The sequence below is a fragment of the Pelagicoccus sp. SDUM812003 genome (assembly GCF_031127815.1).
GTDB lineage: Bacteria > Verrucomicrobiota > Verrucomicrobiia > Opitutales > Opitutaceae > Pelagicoccus.
Genome location: NZ_JARXHY010000008.1, coordinates 93,909 through 108,310 on the forward strand (window position 1 = coordinate 93,909; position 14,402 = coordinate 108,310).

Consider the following 14,402-nt stretch of genomic DNA (forward strand, 5'->3'; position numbering starts at 1 on the left):
GGAAACTCCGCTCGAAGGCCCGCTGAAAGGACCTGGTCCTGGCTTAGATCTTCAGGCCACCGACGGAGCGTCCCAGCTCGTTCACCGGCTCCAGCAGCTTCTCCGGCCGCTCCAAGTCGCGATATTCCAGGTCCAGACGCGGTCTGAGCTGACGACGAGTCGGCACGATCTGGCTGTTATCGATGAAAGAGAGCTCGTCGATGGTCAAACGCGCCGACTCCGCGAAAAAAGGCGTGGTCCCTCCGCCTTCCTTGGCGAACAATCGTTCGAGGAAGACTTGCAGGTTGTACTGGCCGCTCTCGTCGACCACCAGCGTGGCCCTGCGAATGTGAATCTCCAGGCGATCCAGCCAAATCTCGCCCCGAGCGAGCGCCGGCAGGCTCATGGACACGTCGATGCGCTCGATTTCGAAAGCCGGCGCCTCGCCGCCGAAACGGCCGGGATTTCCCACCGTGATGCCTTCGCCATGAAAGGAAAAGCCGAGGGGATTGCAGGCCAGCGTCTTGTAGTCCACCGGAAAGCCGGTCCGCGCCTCCACTTCCGAACGAAGGGCGCTGGGCATCAGCAGCATCCAGCCTAGCGTGCCGGCGGCGGAGGCGAACACCAGCAAGGCGAGGGCCGACTTGAATACGCCGCCTCGTCTATCGCCTAGGAGTCCTCCTGCTCGCTTCGCTCTCATCACCGATTTCACCAACTATTGGAATGCTGACGCCCCTTGTCCGAAGCGCCACGACAAAAGGGCGAATCCGAAGATCCGCCCCTTTTCAATCAAAACCGTGTTTTTGTTTCCCTAAACGAATCGATCGGTCAGCAGAAACGCCGCTCCCGCCTCGCCAGAGATTTCCCAGTGCGTATCGGCCGGCAGCAGGACATTGTCGCCGCGGGTTACCGCGGTGCCGTTCACCTCCACCTCGCCGTCGACCACGCTGAGCAGGCGCGGCTCGCCCGATTCCATGCGAATGACCGGCGTCTCGGCGTGAAAGGCGTACTTGACTAGGCGAAACTCCTGGCAGTCGGCCAAGACCACGCTCTCGCCAGCGGAACTCATGGCGCTCGGCTCGAAATCGTCCCACTGGATGCTCTTGAGCGATTCCTCGACGTGCAGCTGGCGCGGCTTGCCGTCCAGCCCCACGCGTCCCCAATCGTAGACCCGGTAGGTGGTGTCGCTGTTCTGCTGGATTTCGAGAATGAGATTTCCCGCGTCGATGGCATGCAGGCGCCCGCTCTCCACCAGAATGCTGTCGCCCGGCTTGACCGGAAAACGGTGGATGCACTCCTCCAGCGTATTGTCCTCGAGGCGCTTTTCGAACTCCTCTCGGGTGGCTCCGTTCTTCAAGCCCACGATGAGCGAGGCGTCCTCCTTGCAGTCGGCGATGTACCAGTTTTCCGTCTTCGGCTCGCCCTTAAGCTCCGGGGCCACGCTAGCCGGCGGATGCACCTGCAGGCTGAGGCGGTCGGCGCAGTCCAGCCATTTGATCAAAATGGGAAAAGGACGCTGCGCATCGTAACCTTCGCCCATGATGGCGGTCGCATTCTCAGAAATGAGCTCCCGAATCGTCTTTCCATCGAAGTCGCCTCCCGTCACCACGCTCTGGGCCTCCGGGCGATCCACGACCTCCCAGGCCTCCCCGATCACCTTGCCTTCCGGCAGGTCTCGACCCAAAGCCTCGCTCAAGTTGCGAGCGCCCCAGACGCGTTCCTGATAAATTGCTTTGAAGAAAATGGGTGCGGACATAGCTCTATGCTTTGGTGTTAACAGGGTGGTAGCAAGCGAAACAAAGCCCGCCTCCCCTGGTAAAACAAGCGTAAATCCCCGCGCTTCCGCTCCCACGCCCCGATCGAGCCGCCTCGCGAGGGCGCAACTGGTTTTTGCAACGTTGCAAAAAGGAGTTGCGCCCACTGTTTTCGAAGCGCGTCTTCGCGGCGAAGACTTTAGGTTGCAATGCGGCTCCAATCCCCTCTTCTGAGCCAGAAAAAAAGCTAGCGCCCGCCCTAGGAGGCGAGCACTCTTCCCTTTCCTGACCCATGGCGAAAAAGTCCAAAGCCTCCCAAGACAAACCCGAATCCGATATCAAACAAGCGAGCATGCGCAGCCGTTGGCTGTGGGCTGGCCTGTGCTTTCTGGTGGCGATCCTGCTCGCCTTGGCGTTGGGCGACTACACGCCCTACCAGATCTCCATCGGCCAGTCGGTCGGCACCACCAACCCGATCGAGAAGAACATGGTGGGCATCCTCGGAGCGGAAGCCAGCGAGCTGCTCATCGCCGCCTTCGGACGCATGTCCTGGTTCGTTCCCTTGTTCATCGGCTGGCTGGGTGCCGCTTTCATCGCTCGCGATCGGCGCTCAAAGCTCATCCTGACCCTGGTGATGATTCTCGCCATGATCACCGGAGCAGGCCTCTTCACCGCTACGGGAACCGCTTTCGAAAATCGGGAAGTCTACGTGACCGGCGTAGGTGGCGCGGTGGGCAACGTGCTCTACAACGACGTGCTGGACGTCTACGTGGGAAACGTGGGCTCCGCGGTCATCCTGGGAGCCATCTACCTGGCCTGCCTGATCATCATCATTTCGCCGAGCCTGCCGGAATCGGGCGCCGCCCTCAAAACCGCTTTCGCCAGCTGGCGAGAACGCCGGGCCGCGGCGGCAGCGGAACGCAAGGAAATGAAACGCCTCGCCAAGCAGGCCGCCGCAGAGGAAAAGGCCAAGATCAAGGAGCAGCGCTTGGAGGAAAAACGACAGCGGCGCGAGGAGCTGGAAGCCGCCAAAAACCTGCTGCGCGAAGCCAAAGGCCGCAAAAGGAACAAGCCAGAGGTCGACCCGGAACCGGAGGAAAAGCTTTCCCTGCCGCCTAAGGTCAACACCTTCAAGTCGAAGCCGGCCGAAAAGTCCACCGAGCCGGAGGAGACGGAGGAACCCAAGAAACCGAGCTTGGGCGAGGTGCTGAAGTTCGTGGCCCCGGAGAAAACCAAAAAGGCCCGGGCCCAGCTGCCAGCATCCTCTGGCGACTACACCTTTCCCAAGCTGGATCTGCTCAACGAGCTGGAGGCGCCAGACGGGGCGAACTCGGAAGAGGAGCACGCCGAAAACGCGGAGCGCCTGCAAAAGACGCTCAAGGAGTTCGGCGTGGAGGTCAGCATGGGCGAGATCCACATCGGTCCGGTCATCACGCGCTACGAAGTCTATCCCGCCCCGGGCGTGCGCGTGGAGAAGATTTCCAATCTGGACAAGAACATCGCCCTGGGCATGCGAGCCGTTTCGGTTCGCATCTTGGCCCCGGTTCCCGGAAAGGGCTGCGTGGGCATCGAAGTGCCGAACCAAGTGCCCATGCCGGTCGGCATTCGCGAAATCCTGGAATCCGAAGATTGGGTGAAATCCAAGGCGGAAATCCCCATCGCCCTCGGACGCGACGTCTCCGGCAAGCCCATCATTTCCGATCTCACCAAGATGCCTCACCTGCTCATCGCGGGCGCGACCGGCGCCGGTAAGACAGTCTGCATCAACGCCATCATCACTTCCCTGCTCTTCCACTCCAGCCCGGAAAACCTGCGCTTCATCATGGTCGACCCGAAGATCGTGGAAATGAAGGTGTTCAACTCCTTGCCGCACATGCTCATCCCAGTGGTGACCGACCCCAAGAAGGTGCCCGGAGCCCTCAAGTGGCTAATCAACGAGATGGAGCATCGCTACGAGATGTTCGCCAAGGTGGGCGTGCGCAACATCGCCGGCTTCAACGGACGCAAGAAACCGGAAAAGGAAAAGACCGACGAAGAAAAGCTGGAAGAGGAACTGCAAGGGGAACTGGAAATCAAGGTCCCGCGCGACGAAGGCGTTCTGGACGAGATCCCCGACAAGCTTCCCTACATCGTTTGCATCGTGGACGAGCTGGCCGACCTCATGATGGTGGCCCCCGCCGACATCGAAACCGGCATCGCCCGTCTCGCCCAGTTGGCCCGCGCCGCCGGCATTCACCTGGTCCTGGCCACGCAGCGTCCCTCGGTCAACGTCATCACCGGCGTCATCAAGGCCAACTTGCCCTGCCGTATTTCCTTCCAAGTCTCCTCCAAGATCGACTCCCGCACCATCCTCGACGGCGCCGGGGCCGAGCAGCTCATCGGACGCGGCGACATGCTCTTTTCTCCCCCAGGCAGCTCCCGCCTCATACGCTCGCAGGGCGCCTTCGTCTCCGACGAGGAAATCGCTGGCATCGTGGACTTCCTCAAAGCCAACGGCCCCCCGAAGTTCGCCGAAGAGGTGCAGAAGCAGATCGAAGCGGGCGACGAGTTGGATCTCGGCGGTGGCGACGGGGAAGACGGCGACGAAATGCTGCCCCAAGCCATCGAAGTTCTCCGAGCCACCAAACGAGCCTCCACCTCCATGCTGCAGCGTCGCCTCCGCATCGGCTACAACCGAGCGGCACGCCTGATGGAAGTCCTGGAAGACCGCGGCATTGTCGGCCCCGAAAACGGCTCCAGCCCCCGCGAAATCCTAGTGGATCTGGATTCCATGTAAAACCGGTAGGGCGTGATCGCCGCGCCACGCCTAGCCAACCTACAGAGCGGGGCGCCGACCCGCCACGCCTCCAACGTCGCCTCAACGCGGCGACCTACAGCACGGGCAGACGTCAAATCCTCCCCAAAGCCCTCCATTCTGTTGGGTTAGCTTACGTAGATCCCGAAATCCAAATCCCATTCGTAAGTGCCTGCATTTCTGAGCCTTATGAGTCAGTTCAGGAAAAACTACTCACCGCCCGTCGGAAATCCGTACAAAACCTCAAAAGCCCGAGTTTTTCAAAAAAAAGTTATCCCACACAAATACAACGACTTACAGTACATCTAGAAGCATACCCCAGGCATTGGCATACCAAATGCACCTTACTACCCATCTAACGCCCACGCCATATGAAAAAATTCAAACTTGCTGCTCTCGTACTCTCCGTAGTCTTTTTGGCCGCGAACACAGTTTCCGCTATCGTAATGAACGTAACCGTAGATGGTTCCGGAGACTACCTTCAAGATGGGAACATAAATAGCGACAACAGCTTAGCCTCCGTAGCTTTTTACCAGACGGCATTGGGAATCTCGAGTGGAAACCCAAACGGCCGAGCGGATAACTTCAAATTCCTCGAAACCGTTGTTAAAAACTGGAATGATAACAATAGCCCCCAAATACCCGACGCAGTACTTGGAAGTACTCCGACTGCGGACAATGGTAATTTGGGAGACATCTCGAGCTACACGACGGTCTCTGGATTTGACTATGTAGTTTTTCACTTTGGCAATGGACCAGCTGGAGGTGGCAATGATGACGATGAGAAAGGTTGGTGGGCTGCTTGGTATCTTGGAGGACAGAGTGCAACTTTTGGCCTCCCCCAAGAAGGATCTCCTTTGAAGGATGTTGGTGGTTTTTCTACTGCTCGGTATTTTAATCCAACAACCAACGTTCCCGATTCCGGCACAACGCTCGCTCTTCTCGGACTTAGCCTTCTCGGACTGATCGGCATCCGTCGCTTCCGCCGCTAGCCCTTCGCAAGAGCAGATAGTTACAAATTTATAGAAAAAGCCGACTGGAAAACCAGTCGGCTTTTTTGCGGGGAGTGTTCTTAAAGGTAGGGCGTGACCGCCGTGTCGCGCCTTTCTCGTAGCGAGAAAGACAGGAAAAGCGAGAGGTCCGAGACGGCGCTCGGACCCTACCTTGAATCGCAGCGCGTACATTGTCCTAAGCTCGAAGCGACGACCAACAAGAATCGGACCTTCCCCTACTCGCCTTCATCCGCTTTGGCCCTCACGTAGATGGGGGCTCCGACCTGCTCGATGTCCATCGTCTTTCGTCCATCCTCAGCCTCCATCATCCACTGAGTCAGCGGCTGCCAATTTACGAAATCATGGCTGAACTCGTACTCGATTCGCGGCTGAACGTTATAGCCCTTCAGTTCAAGTTCCATCACCGACCCCGATCCCATGATCTCGATCTGAAACGGCACCGTAGGATCCAAACCTAATGCAAATTCTATCTCGTTGGTAAGGTTATCGAGATCTCTATCAAGGGCTTCCATACCCTCACCCATTTCCAGCAGCTCGCTCTCTGAATAATACACTTGTATCCACTGATCGAATTCAACGCCCTCCAGTGAATCGAGGCGACCCTTCTGACGCAGGACATGCAACTCTCCACCTATCTCAAGCAAGGTTTCGCGCATCTGCGTGGTCTCATTGCTCTGATAAGTCACTCCAATGCTTGAGCGACCAATGCCCGAGGCCCTATCGAGCTGTATCCATGCAGGAACGCCCGTCACTTTCCAACTCAGCAACGAGTCGATCTGCAACGCATACCCGCCTTCGCCCGGGCCTACTCGTAGCGCGGCCTGAGACAACTCCGAGGCCGAAACTGGTGGCTCATTTCCTTGTGAACTCGTACCGATCAGCTGGATACTTCGATCTTCTTCGTCGCTTGCGGAGGACAAGTACAACCGCCCCGTTTCGTCCACGACTCCCTTTCCTTGCAACGTTTCAGCTTCGTCGTGCTCTCCCATCAGGGCGACGATCGCTTCGCCATCGGGTGCCACGATGACGAGCAAAGAGCCGGCATCGCCCAGCGAGATCTCCTGCAACCCTTGAAACGCGGTCGCGGGACCCTCGAGGGCCTTTTCAAATCGGACCGGACCCACACACTCGATTTCACCCGCAATCGTACCCGTTTCTTCCATACTCAAAATCAGTGTCTCTTCTCCGGCGTCTTCCAGAACGATGGCGGTCTCGGAAATCTCGACTACGGAATAGATCAAACTGCTGGGTACTCCATCGACATCACAAATCGCGATCAGCAAGCCTGCTTCAGATTCTTCGTCAAACCAAAGCATGGCATGCGATCCTGGCACGATTTCGTGATCCGAACGAGCAAGCGCTTGAGCCGCGACATTCGGTCCCTCGTGTCGATAAACGCCTGGCATGGAGCGCTCCTGCTTCACCGTTGCTTCCGCAAGAAGAATACCATCCCCCTCTCCCGTCTGAATCCGAATCGCTCCTTGCAAGACAATGGCTCGCGCATTGGGAGCAGCGCGGAAGGTTAAGGAATCTTTGCTCGCCTCTCCACTATCGACAAACGTCAGCCAATCCGGATACGAAAGCAGTTGCCAGTCCGACATCGCATCGATCTGCAGGGAAAACTGCCCGCCGAAACGATCCAGTTCGACCAAATCCGGAGTCACAATCAAATAAGGCAGCGGCTGTTGGAGAATCCTATGCTCGACACCAGAGATGGACAGGACGGCGCTTCTGGGCACGCCTGAATCGTTTTCCCGGACCGTCACGGCGACCTTCCCATCTCCTACGCCCGCGCTCGCATCGACCGTTATCCAATCCTCCTCGAAAACGACATTCCACTCGGAGTTGCTGCGAATCTCGACCGTGTAAACGCCGCCTTCACCTCCCAGCTCCTTCTCTAACGGATCAAGATCGAGGAAGGCGGCGACGCCTTCTTGTATCAGCAGGATTGGCACATCGCCTAACATCAAGGTGCCTGTTCGCTGGTCAACCGATTCATTTGCGAAAACCTCGAAAACGACTACGCCGTCACCTGTTCCATTCGTGGATTCCAGCTGCACCCAACTCGGATGGGTCGTGACTTGCCAGCTCGTGTTCGCATCCACTCGGATCGAGGACAGACCACCGGAACTGGAAAAGGTCGTCTGCGCCGGATTTAAGTCCAAGAAAGCCTCAGCGCCAGCCTGCTTCACCTCTAGCTCCACCTCTTCAAATCTCAAATACGCTACCCTATCCTCAGCCCAATGGGTCTCAGGCACAGAGATGCGTATCGTGCCATCTCCCACCCCCGAGCTCGGCTCGACTGTCAACCAAGGGTGAGAAGCGCTCAGAGACCAGGAAACGTTGGATTCGATCGCCACATCGACCGCGCCGCCTACCGACCGAAAGGAAGTCATGGGGATTCCAAAGGCGAACCGACTTTCGAATCCAGCCTGAAAGATCATCAGCTCTCCCAACTCCATCCTCTGCTCGCCTCTCATATGGTAAAAGCGAATCCCGGATTGTCGCGAAGCGCTGTCAGGATTTTTCGATACGGAAAATGAGATCTCGCTCGATTCCGTTGGCGTCTCCGAATTCAGCGTAATCCAGTCTGCAAGGCTCTCCGCTCTCCATTGCGGGTAGTTCGTTTGGACCTCAATAGCGGAGAGTTCCTCACCGCCCTCGAATCGCTGTTCCGATTCGAGCAGCGTAAAGTACCCAATGCCCGTTTGAACGATTTCTCTAGCGAATCCGTCAACCACAAGCTCACCGGTTCGTTGATAAAGCCCCGTATTCGCGTCGACCGTGACCGTGGCAATTCCATCGCCCAAACCAGACTGCCTATCGACGCGGATCCAGTCAGCGCGCGGCGTCACTGCCCAAGTGCGATTCGAATCGATTGTAAGCTCGAAGCTTTCTCCAGCAGAAGGCGCCTCGCCAACGAATCCTGAAACGTCGAACCAAGGCTCCGCTCCTTTCTGGGCTATGGCAAGGGCATGTTCGCCGATGGATAGAGTCGCCTCTCGATCCACCGCGTATTCGTTTTCGTATACGGAAAGCGAGATCTGCGCATCTCCTAGCCCAGAGGTCTTATCCGCGTCGATCCATTCAGGCAGCCCTGTCAGTTCCCAGTTTGTGTTCGATAAAATGGATACGACAAAGCCTCCACCTTCACTTTCAAACTCCCGCTGTAGCGGCGATATCGATACGAAGGCTTCGGCACCCTCCTGCACGATCAAGTGAGTCGCATCACCGACAAATACGCTCGCTTGGCGAGGCTCCAAAGATGGATTTTCCAACACGGAGACCCTCACGAGCGCGTCCCCTTCTCCAAGGGCTGGAAACACGCTGACCCACGGGCTGGTCGAATCGATTTCCCACGGAATATTGGACCTGATTTCCAGCTCGTATTCGGAAGCCTCGCTGGACAGCGATCGACTGGGCGGCGTAACTGAGAGTACGGGTACGAAGGCGTCTTGGATGATTCTGCAGCGGCGATCTATCGAAAGTTCGTCACCGTAGGAGAACACCAGCTCGACGGACCGACTGGATTCCACCAGGTTTTTTGCAACCGTGAAGGTGATACGAGCATCGCCATCTCCAGCGCCCGGACCGTAGGAGATCCAATTCGTCTCACCATCATTGCTTTCATCTCCATAATCTAGATACGAACTCCAAGCATCCCAATTGGTAGCGACATCGATGGAAAGCGTTCCTCCTTCAGCGCCGATTTGCAGCTCATCGCTTGATACCTCGAAATAACCCACGCCCGATTGGTAGATCTGGTGCTCCGAAAGCGGGGTGACGAGAAAGCCGAATCGCGAGGCGAGCGCTTCCGAGTTCGCCGCTACCGCGACCGATAGAGACGCGTCTCCCTCGCCCTCATTCGGTTCGACTTTCACCCAGTCCGCGGGCGTGGCATCGTCATCGACCGAGTCTAACTGAATCGCTTCGATCCTCCATCGGGTGTTGGACTCGAGCTGCAGTAGATAATCGTCGCCAGAGGTGCCCACGCTCCTCTCCAATGGATTGAAACGTATATATTCATTTTCCGAATACTGCCAGATTTCGAATACCGAGCTCTCCGTCAACGATTCGAGGGCGATGCGGACGATTCGAAGGGCGCCGGATTCGTTTTCGGTCAAAGCGAATTCGATTGCTCCGACTCCATCGGTTTCCGTTGCCGACTCGAAAGTCGCCCAATTCGCATCGGCAACGGGCACGAAGGATCCCTCTTCGTCCAGCTTCCCGTATGCGGTGATTTCGGCCGACCAGAGGTCGTTGGAAACCACCAGCGCTTCGACCGTTTGGGCCTCCGGCCCCGCAAAATACGTTTCCCGCTCCGGCTCGAGGTAGGCGATGCCAGAGACGAACACCTCATGCAGGTCCATCACCTCGGGCGTCTGAACGGAACGAGCCACGACCCTGGCAAGCAGGGGTCGCAAGCTCTGCTTATTTTCATCTGCCTCAACGACAAGCGTGGCGTCGCCCTGCCCACTGAGTTCGCTTATTTGCAGCCAATCGCCCGAGGTCGCTTCACCAGTCATCCAGTCGAAATACTCGATCTCGATTTCCCAGTCCCCTTCGGCTTGCAGATCCAGTTCGTAGCTGCCTCCCGAGCTGGGCAACGACGCGCTCGAGGACGCGAAGGCCACGGCAGGATCGAAGGCGAGCTGGGTCAGCTGCAAATAGGCCTCGAAAGGATAATCGAATCCCAAGTCGTCGGTTGCCCAAATCGATCCCTCTCTGGTCTGGCCCGTGATGTTCGCGCTCACCTCCACCCAGACGCGTCCTTCTCCCGCTCCGTAGAAAGGCTCGATGCTCACCCAATCAGGCCCGTCCATCGACCACGCCCCCCGGTTGGTTCGCACTGTTAGCTCGAAGCCCTCGCCAGAACGCGGAACCACTCGTTCACTCTCCGAGAGGTACATGTATCCCGAAGAATCCTGAAAGATATCGTGACTTGCAACTCCCGCTGAAAGGGCGCCGAGGCGGTGGTAGTAGTCGGTGTAGTTCGGGTCCACCCTCACAGAGATCGTCGCGTTGCCATGACCCGAAGTAGGAGATGCTTGAATCCAAGTCGCAGGTTCGGAGATATAAGTTTCTTCGATATCGAAGCTCAAGAGCTCAATGCGCCATGACGTATTCGATTCGATCGCGATCTGATACGTTTCGCCGTCTGAAGAAACTGACTTTGTGGCGGGATCGAAGCGCACGTAGTCCTGATCTGAATACTGCACTACCTGAAAACTGTCCTCCACCGTCGGCGAACTCACTTTCACCCGAGCGACCCGTGTGGTCCCGCTTTCATTGAGAGCCACCTCGCAGTTTATTCCAATCCGGTTTCTCGGATACCCTTCGCTTCCTTTCTCAAACAAAAGCCAGCCAGTGTCGTCGCCCGAAACAAACGTCCCCTCATCGTTCAGTTTGCCATACTCAATCACCTGAACCTGCCACAATTCGTTGGAACGAACTTCGATGAACTCCGAGCCATCGCTAGCATCCATGTAGATAGCGTTCTCGGGTACGAGCGTATAGACCGCGGCGGCGTTTTCATTCTGATACACGTAGACTTCCTGGCCGAAAACATGAAACGTCATGGATCGGGTCCATGGGTAAGGATTGGGGTCCACCTCGAGTTCGACCGTCACCGCGCCCTCGCCTTCAGATGGCGAAACACGAGCCCAGCCCTGTCCACCGCCTGGTTGTGGATCGACAAATCGGCTCTCGATCGACCAATCGCTGTTCGAATCGATCTCGAACTGTCCGCCTCCTCCTTCGCTCGCGAGAAAGAAGGACCGCCTTTGGGGGTCCAAAAGGTAATACGGCTGACTCGGCGTCTGCTCAAGCACGTGCAGAACGCTGCCTAGCTCGCGATCCCCAATAGCAATGCTCATACTTCTGAGAAATCCTCGATCATCGGGCTTCACGGAAACTCGAACCAAGCCGACCCCATTCTCGTATGAGACTTCGAAATCCGCCCAGTCCAAGAAATCGGTGGCTATCCGGGCTCCTGCTTCATCCCAATACATCCCGCCTGAAACCCAGGCCTCCAGGTTCGGTAGATTCGACTGCAACGAGATCTCGTACGTTCCTCCATTCGCTCCGATCCGCTTTTCGCTGAGATCGATTTCGACTTCCGGTGGCCTCCCGCCTTGGGAGATGAATAAGGTATCGTAGCGACTCCTTACGTAAGCACCACGTGGATACAAGCTGTCGTTTTCGCTTATCTCGAAGAAGATCGTCGCATCTCCGCTCCCCTGCGCTTTCGAAAGCGAGATCCAATCTTCGCCCTCGTACTCCTCACCGTAGTCGACCTCCAGTTTCCAATCCGTGTTGGCATAGAAATCGGCTTCGTTGATGCTTGAGAGGTGCGATAGGCTAAGCGCCCCGTATTCAAAAATCCCATAGGGCTTCGTCGCTTGCGTCACTCGATGCCAGACTTCAGTCCCGCCAGGCTCACCCAAGCCGACGGTCGCTTCCCTCAGATAGCCTTCGTTGGCCTGAAGCGAGATCGTGACCGCGTCTCCCATATCCGACTTCTCGATTTCGATCCAGCTCGCCTCCGAATCGGAAAGCACGTTTCCATTCGGCAATCTCAGTCGAACCTCTTCGATCCATACCTCCCACTCCTTAAGATTGGTCTCAACTTCGATTTCGTAGGAACCGCCTTCGATGCCGACGCTTTTTTCCTGGGGCTCAATTTCCAGATAGGCAGCGGCAGCCTCCTGGCGAGCCCGATGCTCGAAGGTATCCGCGCCCGAACTCGCGCGCACCAAGGCTACCCGAGCCTCGGCGTACGGATTCGCTTCGAACTGCAAGGTGATCGATGCGCTTCCCGTTCCGCTTCCTAGAGCGGGCGTGAGCCAGTCCGAATCGCTGCTCAGGCTCCAGTCGCCATTCGTCACCACATCGATGTCGTAGGTCTGACTATCGCTCGAAACCGTTCTCTCGCTCGGCGAGATTACGACCTCTCTGGTTTCGAGCTCCACTGTTAGCGAGTGCAGAAACGAGAAATCGCCTGATTCAGACAAACGGAACAAGGAGAAAGCCAGCAGTTCGTTTTCGCTCTTAGCCAACATGGGAACGCTGAAGCAGAGCTCGTCCGAGTCCGCTTCGCTAAACACGCTGTAGTCCGGGCCTTCATTGCGCCAGACCCAGCGGTCCTCCGGATCGATGCCCGAGATCCTAGGCTCGATCTCGAGGTAGAAGCTTCCTTCTCCCGGAGTGTGGGCGCAGACCTCTACGAATCCTTCGATGCCTTCTACGAGATCCGCGTTCACCGAAAGGATCTTGTATCTGTCGTCGCTATCTCGATACGCCGAAACCCAAGGCAGCGTCTGCTCGAACACCTTGCGATTGTCAGCCGAAGCCGGCTCGTTTATGGGGACTCCCGCAGGATAGCCTTCCCAAACGAGGTCAGGATTCGAGAAAATCGGAGCCCGCCAGTAGTTTCCGGAATCCGGCGGATTGTATGCCATCACGGTGCGGTAGTATCCCTCGTAGCTTATGTATCCAAAATTATAATCGAACAGTTCGGTATACTCGCAGGAGCCATCTTCGGTGCCGCAGGCCGCCAGACGATCGTGAGTCGCCCCTAGATTATGTCCGATCTCGTGAGCGAGCGTGAGGTCCGCCACGGACCAACGCCTCAGGATCGAATAGCCGTACCTACCTCGTTGATCGTAGGAGTTCATCAAATAGGCGCTGCCAGCGATGTTGTTCTTCAATTCGTCAACCACGAGACAGACCAGATCCGCAGCGTAGAGATCTCTCAGTTCATGGGCCTCAGGCATGTATTCGTCGCCGCTGAAGCGCAGCCGAAAAAGATCGGTACTCGAATCGCCTGTCGCCTGATAATCCGTCCGTACTGCTCCCGCAAATACGAGGCGCCCCGGGATGTCGGAGTTCATAAACGCCGCATTGGCGAGTTCGATTCCCACGATGGCATCGTCCTCCAATCTGCTTTGCTCTTGCTCCGCCTCGTCGGTGTAGAGAAAGAGCACTCGCACCTGATGAGCCGCATCATCCTGATCAAACTCGATTTCCGCATCATAAGGGGGCGGCTCGGCATGGTGGCTGGCCGGATCTGCGGAAGCGTCGATCGCCTCCGCCAAGAGAGGCTCCGCGCACTCGCCCAAGGCGTTTCGATCGATCTCATCCACACGGTGCCTGTCTTCGCCATCTGAATACAGCCTGTATTGTCCGTCTCTTCTATCGACCACCGCGGTGAGACGCCCTTCTCTGCGGATCATGACGATCGTTTCCGCCGGATCGGCCCAGCCCTCTGCGAAAAAGGCTTCGTAGCCAAGGCGATCGAACCTCCGCGTGAGACGGGCATCGATGCGCGCATCCTCGAAGAGATCGAGCTGGAAGGCATCTCCGGGCTCCATCTGGTCGACCGCGTCGAGGTCCACCACTAAAGATCTGGAGCGAATGACGTGGCGGGCGTTCAGCCCTTGAGACGCTTCGGCGACGGTGGGCGGGGCGCTGCGATGGTAGCGGGATACTAGCGATTGCCGCTCCGCTTCTTCGTTTTCCGAAGCGACGTGACCGCCCCTGGTTTCCTCGGCTTCGTAGCGAGCAGGTTCTCTGGAGGGCGAAGGGGGTTCCGGAGCCTCGGCTGGTGCGACTTCGGAACCAGAGGGCGACAGGCGCCAAAGCGTTTGCGTAGCTGCCGCCAAAAGGAGGCAAAGCGATGCGGCTAGCAGAAGCCGTTTCATCGCATCGCCTCCCACTGTCGACTGCGAATTTCGGCAGACATGGAGGGTTGGCCCATCGAATGGGCGCCAGACATTTCAAAGTTGGTCGCGGGGCGGAACCGAGCTTCGCAGCGACGGACCGCTTCCCGCTACAGGCAGACTCTAAAGGGATATACGCAAC

General features: G+C 57.3%; 5 protein-coding genes. 2 read left to right on the forward strand and 3 right to left on the reverse strand.

Annotated elements, in window-relative coordinates; translation table 11 throughout:
• Positions 1–43: 43 nt before the first annotated feature.
• Together QEH54_RS12590 and QEH54_RS12595 are read right to left on the reverse strand one after the other, a co-directional pair.
• Entirely contained in the window at positions 44–679 is a 636-nt protein-coding gene (locus QEH54_RS12590; protein ID WP_309019037.1) for a hypothetical protein, read from the reverse strand.
• Between the two features lie 111 nt (positions 680–790).
• The gene (locus QEH54_RS12595) at positions 791–1,735 is read right to left on the reverse strand and encodes a type I phosphomannose isomerase catalytic subunit (protein ID WP_309019038.1); all 945 of its coding nucleotides are present in this window, start codon (positions 1,733–1,735) and stop codon (positions 791–793) included.
• Positions 1,736–2,025: 290 nt separating this feature from the next.
• Here QEH54_RS12595 and QEH54_RS12600 point away from each other — a divergent pair, with 290 nt between their 5' ends.
• A complete protein-coding gene (locus tag QEH54_RS12600; RefSeq protein WP_309019039.1) occupies positions 2,026–4,509 on the forward strand; it encodes a DNA translocase FtsK 4TM domain-containing protein in 2,484 nt (827 codons plus the stop codon).
• Positions 4,510–4,898: 389 nt separating this feature from the next.
• A complete protein-coding gene (locus tag QEH54_RS12605; protein WP_309019040.1) occupies positions 4,899–5,519 on the forward strand; it encodes a VPDSG-CTERM sorting domain-containing protein in 621 nt (206 codons plus the stop codon).
• 236 nt (positions 5,520–5,755) lie between these two features.
• On the opposite strand, the gene QEH54_RS12610 is transcribed toward QEH54_RS12605, so the two are convergent.
• A complete protein-coding gene (locus QEH54_RS12610) occupies positions 5,756–14,242 on the reverse strand; it encodes a BACON domain-containing carbohydrate-binding protein (RefSeq protein ID WP_309019041.1) in 8,487 nt (2,828 codons plus the stop codon).
• Positions 14,243–14,402 lie beyond the last annotated feature (160 nt).